Here is a 7656-nt window from a genome sequence, read left to right as displayed (position 1 = left end):
CAGACAGCGCATGAAGAAGTAGGCACGATCGTTGATATCCAATCATTGGGAGTCTGCCCCTATCTCACGTGCGGTTACCCGGACAGGCTCCTAGGAAACCGGCCCTCTCGAGGGCCGGCTTTCACGGAAGCGCTTACATGACTAACTTGTACGAACTACTAAACTCTTTCTAATCCCACCTGTTTGGAGGAATCGTCTGCTGGAGGGAGAATACACCCCTTTTAATACGTTAAAGGGGTGACAGAAAGAAATGCCAGCCATCCGCCGCATCCTGGTGGCAAACCGGGGCGAGATTGCCATTCGAATCTTCCGCGCCTGCACGGAACTGGGCAAACAGACCGTGGCGGTCTACTCCGAGCAGGACAGCCTCTCCCTCCACCGGTACAAGGCGGACGAGGCCTACCTCATCGGCGAGGGCAAGGATCCCGTCGAGGCTTACCTCGACATGGAGGGGATCATCCGGCTGGCACGGCAGCACGACGTCGACGCCATCCACCCCGGCTACGGCTTCCTGGCCGAGAACGCCGCCTTCGCCCGCCTCTGCCGGGAGAGCGGCATCGCCTTCATCGGCCCGGACCCGGAGCACCTGGAGATGTTCGGCGACAAGGTGGCCGCGCGCCAGATCGCCCGGGAGGCCGGCCTCCCCCTCCCCCGGGGGACCGACCGGCCCGTCACGTCGGTGAAGGAGGCGCTGGCCTTCGCGCACGAGGTGGGCTACCCGGTCATCGTCAAGGCCGTGCTGGGCGGAGGCGGCCGGGGCATGCGCGTGGTCCGCTCCGACGCCGAGCTCAGGGCCGCGCTGGAGCGGGCGGGCTCGGAGGCGCGCGCCGCCTTCGGCTCCGGGGACCTCTACCTGGAGCAGTACGTGGAGCGGCCCCGCCACATCGAGGTCCAGGTGGTGGCCGACCGGTACGGCAACGTCGTCCACCTCTACGAGCGGGACTGCTCGGTCCAGCGCCGGCACCAGAAGCTGGTGGAGATCGCGCCCTCGCTGGCCCTCACCGAACCCCAGCGGCAGGAGATCTGCAGCGCCGCCGTCCGCCTGATGGCCCGGGTGGGCTACGTGGGGGCGGGCACCGTCGAGTTCCTGGTGGACCCCGACGGCCGCTACTACTTCATGGAGGTCAACCCCCGCATCCAGGTGGAGCACACGGTGACCGAGGAGATCACCGGCCTCGACATCGTGCAGGCGCAGATCCGCATCGCCGAGGGCGCCCGGCTGGACGAGGCACTGGGGGTGCCGTCGCAGGCGCAGGTCCACCGGCACGGCTACGCCATCCAGTGCCGGGTGACCACCGAGGACCCCACCAACGACTTCCTGCCCGACACCGGCCGAATCCTGGCCTACCGGTCGCCCGGCGGCCCCGGGGTCAGGCTGGATGGCGACAACGGCTTCCCCGGCGCCGTGATCACGCCCTACTACGACTCGCTGCTGGTGAAGGCCACCACCTGGGGCCTGACCTTCGAGGCCGCGGCCGCCAAGATGACCCGGGTCCTCGAGGAGTTCCGCATCCGCGGGGTCAAGACCAACATCCCCTTCCTGCTGAACGTCGTCCGCCACCCCCGCTTCCACAGGGGCGACGTCGACACCAACTTCATCGCCGACACGCCGGAGCTGTTCCAGTTCCCGCCCCGCCGGGACCGGGGCACCAAGCTGCTCCGGTACATCGGCCACGTGGTGGTCAACGGCGGGCCCGGCGTGCCGCCCGGGGCCAAGCCGCCCGCCCGGGGCCACCTGCCCCTGCCGCAGGCGGACGGGCCCGTCCCCGCCGGCGCCCGGCAGATCCTGCTGGAGCGGGGGGCCCAGGGGCTGGTGGACTGGATCCGGTCCGAGCGGCGGCTGCTGGTGACCGACACCACGATGCGGGACGCCCACCAGTCGCTGCTGGCCACCCGGGTGCGCACCCGGGACATGCTGGCCGTCGCCCCGGCCACGGCCCGGCTGGCCTCGGGGCTCTTCTCGCTGGAGATGTGGGGCGGCGCCACCTTCGACGCCGCGCTGCGCTTCCTGAAGGAGGACCCCTGGGAGCGGCTGGCGCTGCTCCGGGAGGCCATTCCCAACATCCCGTTCCAGATGCTCCTGCGCGGCGCCAACGCCCTGGGCTACGCCAACTACCCCGACAACCTGGTGCAGGCCTTCGTCAAGGAGGCGGCGGCGGCCGGCATCGACATCTTCCGCATCTTCGACTCGCTCAACTGGCTGCCCAACATGCTCCCGGCCATCGAGGCCGTGCGCAGCGAGGGCAAGGTGGCCGAGGTCGCCTTCTGCTACACCGGCGACATCACCGACCCCACCCGCACCAAGTACGACCTGAAGTACTACGTGAACCTCGCCCGTGAGCTGGAGGCCGCCGGGGCGCAGATCATCGGCATCAAGGACATGTCCGGCCTCCTGAAGCCCCGGGCGGCGACCATGCTGATCTCCGCCCTGAAGCAGGAGGTGGGCGTGCCGCTCCACCTGCACACCCACGACACCGCCGGCACCGGCCTGGCGACGCTGCTGGCCGCCGCGGCGGCGGGGGTCGACATCGTGGACGCGGCCCTCTCCTCCCTCTCGGGCCTGACCTCGCAGCCCTCGCTCAACACGCTGGTGGCGGCGCTGCAGGGCGACGAGCGTGACACGGGGCTCGACCCCGCCGGCCTGCAGCAGCTGGCAGACTACTGGCAGGAGGTCCGCCGCTGGTACGCCCCGTGGGAGTCCGGCCTGGCCGCGACGTCCGCCGAGACCTACCTGCACGAGATGCCCGGCGGGCAGGTCTCGAACCTCAGGCAGCAGGCGGCCTCCCTGGGCCTCGGCGCCCGCTGGTCCGAGGTGGTCGCGGCCTACCGCACCGCCAACCTGGCCCTGGGCGACATCGTGAAGGTCACGCCCTCCTCCAAGGCGGTGGGCGACCTGGCGCTCTTCATGGTGCAGAACTCCATCTGCACCGCCGAGGAGCTGGTGGAGCGGGGCGAGAGCCTGGCCTTCCCCGAGTCGGTGGTGCAGCTGCTCTCCGGGTACATGGGCCAGCCTCCGGGCGGGTGGCCCGCCGACCTGCAGCGGGTGGTACTCAAGGGCCGGGAGGCCATCACCGTACGGCCGGGTGAGCTGCTGCCGCCCATCGACTTCACGGCGAAGCAGCAGGAGCTCTCGGAGAAGCTGGGCCGCCCTGCCAGCCGGCGGGAGGTGCTCTCGGAGATCATGTTCCCCGGCCTGGTGGAGGAGCTGGCCCGGCACCAGGAGGAGTTCGGCAACACGGCCGTGGTGGACACGCCCACGTTCTTCTACGGCCTCCGCCCCGGCGAGGAGACGCGGGTGGAGATCGAGCGGGGCAAGACGCTGATCATCAAGCTGATCGACGTGCGGGACCCGAAGCCCAACGGCATGCGGGAGGTGCTCTTCGAGCTGAACGGCTTCCCCCGGGAGGTCGAGGTGCCCGACGCCCGCCTGGCCGAGGCCGGCGTGCGCCGCCCGAAGGCGAGGAAGGGCGACCCGAACCAGCTCGGCGCCTCGATGCCCGGCAGGGTGGTCAAGGTGCTGGTCTCCCCCGGCGACGAGGTGGCCAAGGGGGTCCAGCTGGTGGTCACCGAGGCGATGAAGATGGAGAACGTGCTCACCGCCCCCCGGGACTGCAGGGTGGCCGAGGTGCTGGTCCGGGAGGGCGACCGGGTGGAGGCCGGCGACCTGCTCGTGCGGCTGGAGGGTTGATCGGGCGCCCCTCACCGGCGACCTGCCCGTCCGGCGCGCGGAGCGGAATGAACGGCATGGCGAAGGCCGGCGGCCGCCTCGTGGGGTGGCCGCCGGCCGCTGTGTGGTTCCGCTCCTCTATTCGTGCGAGACCGCCTGCTTGATGTACCGGTAGAGTTCGCCATCCATGCCGAAGATCAGCCCCGCATCGGGGTTCTCCCGATAGTACCGCTCCGCCGCCTGCGTGAGCGGTTCGTCGGCAGGCAGCAGCGCCCCGGTCGCCTCCTTCCAGCGCCGGGCCAGGGCGATGACCTCGGGGTCGTCCGGCGGCTTGCCGGCGCTCAGGCAGCGGCGGAACTCGGAGACCAGCCGCCGGCCTGTTTCGAACAGCCGCTGCTGCTCAGCAGGGTCCAGCGCCAGGTAGCGCCGCCGCAGGTCCTCCACCTGTTCCCGGCGGAAATGCGGGCTCCGCGTGAGGGTCAGCGCGTGGGCCACGGCCATGATCTCCTCCGTGGAGACCGGCCGTCCACGCTGCAGGTGTTCGTAGATGCGCCGCACGCGGTCCCGCACCTCAGTCAGCGCCGCGATCTCCGCGTCCAGCCTGTTCAGCTGCAGCTCCAGCATCTCCCGGGGGTCAGCGCCCCGGTCGCTGATCATCGCCCTGATCTCGCCCAGCGAGAAGCCGAGCTGCTTGAGGGAGATGATCTGCAGGAGCGTGCGCACGTCCTCATCCGAGTACACCCGGTGCCCCGACTCCGTGGTGTGCGACGGCGAGAACAGGCCGATCCGGTCGTAGTGGTGCAGCGTCCGCACCGTCAGCCCGACACGCCGGGCCAGTTCGCCGATCTTCCAGCCGCGCCCGCTCACCCGCCTCCCCCTTCCGCAGCGCCGCGCCCTCCGCCGCAGCTTTCGCCATCTCCGGGGGTTGAACCTGACGTAGCGTCAGGTTCTATACTCGGTGGCGACCCAGCCTGGTGGAGAGCGAGGGGATGTCTTGTCATGGAAAACTATATCATCAGGACGCTGGCCTTCAACCGCAGCGTCCGGATCATGTTCGCCGAGACCACCGGCATCGCCCGGGCCGTCTGCAGTCAGGGACAGGTGAGCGGCCGGGCCCTGCGCGCGGCGCTGGCCACCACGGTGACGGCCGCGGGCCTGCTCTGCGGCACCTTGAAGGACCACCAGCGCCTGAGCCTCAAGGTGGGGGCGAGCAGGCCGGGCTGCCGGATCTTCGCCGAGGTCGACTCCGGCGGCAACGTCCGGGGCTACCTCAGCGACGAGTGGCAGACGGTTCCTGCACCCGAGATCGCCGGGTTGTCGCTGCCGGAGCTGATCGGCACCGGCGGATCCCTCCAGGTGATCAAGGACCTGGGGATGTACCGGGGGTTCACGGGCATCACCGACATGCCGTACGGGAACATCGTGGATGACCTCGCCCACTACTTCCGCCAGAGCGAGCAGACACCCACCTGCTTCGTCTGCCACGTGGAGTTCGACGGGGACGACGAGATCGTCGCCTGCCGCGGTGCGATGGCGCAGCTGCTGCCGGGGGCGGACGAGGACAGCCTCCGCGAGGTCGAGGGCATCCTCCGCGCCCCCGCGGTCGCAGACCCGGAACGGCCTGTGTCCGAGCTGCCCGCGCTGCTGCCGGCCGACACGGCTCTCCTGGGCATCGCCCCCCTTCGGGCGTCGTGCGGCTGCTGTCGGGAGATGTTCTACCCCATGCTGATGAGCCTGGGCGTGGCGGACCTGAAGGATGCGGTGGCGTCCAACCGGAGCCTGGACGTCGTCTGCCACGCCTGTGGCTGCCGGTACTCGTTCGCGCCCGAAGAGGTGGCCGCGCTGCTCCCCCGGAACTAGCCCCTGACCTGGCGGGCGACGGATGTGCCGACGGTCTGTCCCGCGGTTGACGGCATGACAGAGAGACCCGGCCGCCCGGGGGTGGGCGGCCGGTCGCCGTTACTTCCGTTTCGCCTCCAGTTCATCCACGAACTGCCGGGCGGCGCGGCCCGACAACCCGTTCTGCCACAGGGCCCAGCGCCGGGCGGCGTCCCGGAGCTCCTCCCGCCCGATCGGCAGCCCCCGCCGGGCGGCCAGGTGCTCGACGATCGCCAGGTACTCGTCCTGGTCCGGACGCAGGAACAGGATCGTCCGGCCGAACCGGTCCGCCAGCGAGAGCCGCTCCTCCAGGGCGTCCTGGCCGTGCACCTCGGCGTCCTCCGGGCTGTTCCGGTCGGCCCAGCGCTCGGGCACCATGTGCCGGCGGTTGGAGGTCACGTAGAGCAGCAGGTTGGGCGGGCGCCGCTCCAGCGCGCCCTCCAGCAGCGACTTGAACGCCCGGTAGTCGGCGTCGTCGGCCTCGAAGGTCAGGTCGTCGAGGAACAGGATGAACCGCTGCGGGTGCTTGCGGACGATCCTGTAGAGCTCGGCAAGGCTCCCCAGGCGCTCCCGCGCCACCTCCACAAGCCGCAGCCCGGCCTCGCCGTAGCGCGGCGCCAGCCCCCGGACCAGCGAGGACTTGCCGGTGCCCCGGGGGCCGTAGAGCAGCAGGTTCTGCCCGGCGCCCCCGCGCAGGAACGCCTCGGTGTTCTCCTGCACGGCCTTCTTCTGATCCACCAGGCCGGCCAGGTCGTCGAGGTCTACCACGTCCGGCTGCTCCACGACCTGGAGGCGCCGGCCGTCCCAGGTCAGGAACCAGGAGCAGGCCACGGCGCCACAGCCGTGTGCGCGGTGAAACGCCGCCAGGTCGTCCACCAGGCCGGCCCAGTCGTCCGCCTCGGCCAGCCGGCGTGCCATCTCCCGGAAGCCCGGCGCAAGGGCGGGACCCGCGTCTCCCTCGATACGGCCCGACCAGGTGGGCAGCCCGTCCAGGCGCACCTCACCCCGGGAGCCGCCGTCCGACCGACCGCCTGCGATCGCCAGGCAGCGCGGGCCCGACAGGCGGAACAGCTGCTCCAGGATGCGGAGATCCCACGCCGCCGCCTCCCGCAGCGCGGCGGGCACGGACCCGCCGGCCGCGGCGCGGGTGAAGGCGTTCTCCGCGCGCAGCAGATGGTGAAGCAGGTGGTCCTGCCAGGCGTCACCCGTGGGGCCGGTTACGGGGTCGGCTGCGTACATCGTGCGCACCAGGCGGAGGTAGGCCATGCGGGCCTCCTCCCCGCCCCGCGGTGCGGCCCCGAGGAAGGCCGCCATCGCCGCGCCCTGAGGGGTCTCCAGCAGGTCGTGGTAAAGCAGCAGGGAATCGAAACTCGGTAGCGGTGATGCGGCCAAGACATGCTCCCCCTTTCAATCGGGGGTAGATTGGCGAACCGCCGGCCCGATTCCTGCCCGACTACCTCGGCTTGCGCTCCAGGCGGTAGACCTTCTCGTCCAGCTCCATCCACTTGGCACCCAGGTACTCGAGGCGCTCCTCGATGCTCCTGAGGCGCGCCGCCACGTCCTCGTCCATGCCCTCGCCACCGAAGGCGCGACGCGCGCGGTCGCCGCTGCCCTGGTCGCGGGACTCTCCGCCTCGTTCTGCGCCCCCGCCTTGCTCCCGGCCCTCTCCGCCTCGTTCGGCACCTTTGGCCTGCTCGCGGTCCTCGCTGCCGGCACCACTCCGCCAACCGCGGCCTTCGTCGCTCCGGCCGTCGGCTCGGCTCCTGTCCGCACCGCTGCCCTGCCCGTTCAGGCCACCGCCGTGCTCCCGGTTCGCGCCGCCGGCCGGCTCTCCGCCGCCGTGGCCCGGAGCCCCGTTTCGCTCGCCCTGCGCCTGGCGCCAGTTGCCGTCGCCGTTGGCGATCTTCGCGCGCAGCGACTCCACGTTACCCTGAACGTCCTTGATCTTGTAGCGCAGCTCCTTCACCTCGCCAATCAGCCCCTCCAGCCGGTTGAAGCTGGCCTTGAGAAGCTCCTTGGTCTCGTCCATCCAAACACCCCCGCCCGGCTAGTATGCCCTTGCGGCGGGGCGCCCAGCCCTTCCGAACCGGCTGCGCCCGCGCAGCAGCGGA

Annotated in this window: 5 protein-coding genes; 2 read left to right on the top strand and 3 right to left on the bottom strand. The window is 70.8% G+C overall.

The window, feature by feature from the left end; translation table 11 throughout:
- Positions 1–250 precede the first annotated feature (250 nt).
- Positions 251–3688 (top strand): pyruvate carboxylase, encoded by a 3438-nt coding sequence (locus tag J2Z79_RS16360; protein ID WP_209467978.1) that lies wholly within the window; start codon positions 251–253, stop codon positions 3686–3688.
- A 117-nt stretch (positions 3689–3805) separates the two neighbouring features.
- Here J2Z79_RS16360 and J2Z79_RS16355 read toward each other — a convergent pair whose 3' ends face one another.
- Positions 3806–4534 (bottom strand): MerR family transcriptional regulator, encoded by a 729-nt coding sequence (locus J2Z79_RS16355; protein ID WP_209467977.1) that lies wholly within the window; start codon positions 4532–4534, stop codon positions 3806–3808.
- Positions 4535–4666: 132 nt separating this feature from the next.
- Here J2Z79_RS16355 and J2Z79_RS16350 point away from each other — a divergent pair, with 132 nt between their 5' ends.
- Positions 4667–5527 (top strand): Hsp33 family molecular chaperone HslO, encoded by an 861-nt coding sequence (locus J2Z79_RS16350; protein ID WP_209467976.1) that lies wholly within the window; start codon positions 4667–4669, stop codon positions 5525–5527.
- Between the two features lie 99 nt (positions 5528–5626).
- Here J2Z79_RS16350 and J2Z79_RS16345 read toward each other — a convergent pair whose 3' ends face one another.
- Together J2Z79_RS16345 and J2Z79_RS16340 are read right to left on the bottom strand one after the other, a co-directional pair.
- Complete coding sequence (locus J2Z79_RS16345) at positions 5627–6937, bottom strand: ATP-binding protein (RefSeq protein ID WP_209467975.1); 1311 nt, start codon at positions 6935–6937, stop codon at positions 5627–5629.
- 61 nt (positions 6938–6998) lie between these two features.
- Positions 6999–7574, bottom strand: a complete 576-nt coding sequence (locus J2Z79_RS16340; RefSeq protein WP_209467974.1) for a hypothetical protein — start codon at positions 7572–7574, stop codon at positions 6999–7001.
- Positions 7575–7656: the final 82 nt, after the last annotated feature.

The sequence above is a fragment of the Symbiobacterium terraclitae genome, assembly GCF_017874315.1.
Taxonomy (GTDB): Bacteria; Bacillota; Sulfobacillia; order Symbiobacteriales; family Symbiobacteriaceae; genus Symbiobacterium; species Symbiobacterium terraclitae.
Note: the sequence above shows the minus strand (reverse complement) of the source record. Positions and strands in the feature narration are given on the sequence as shown.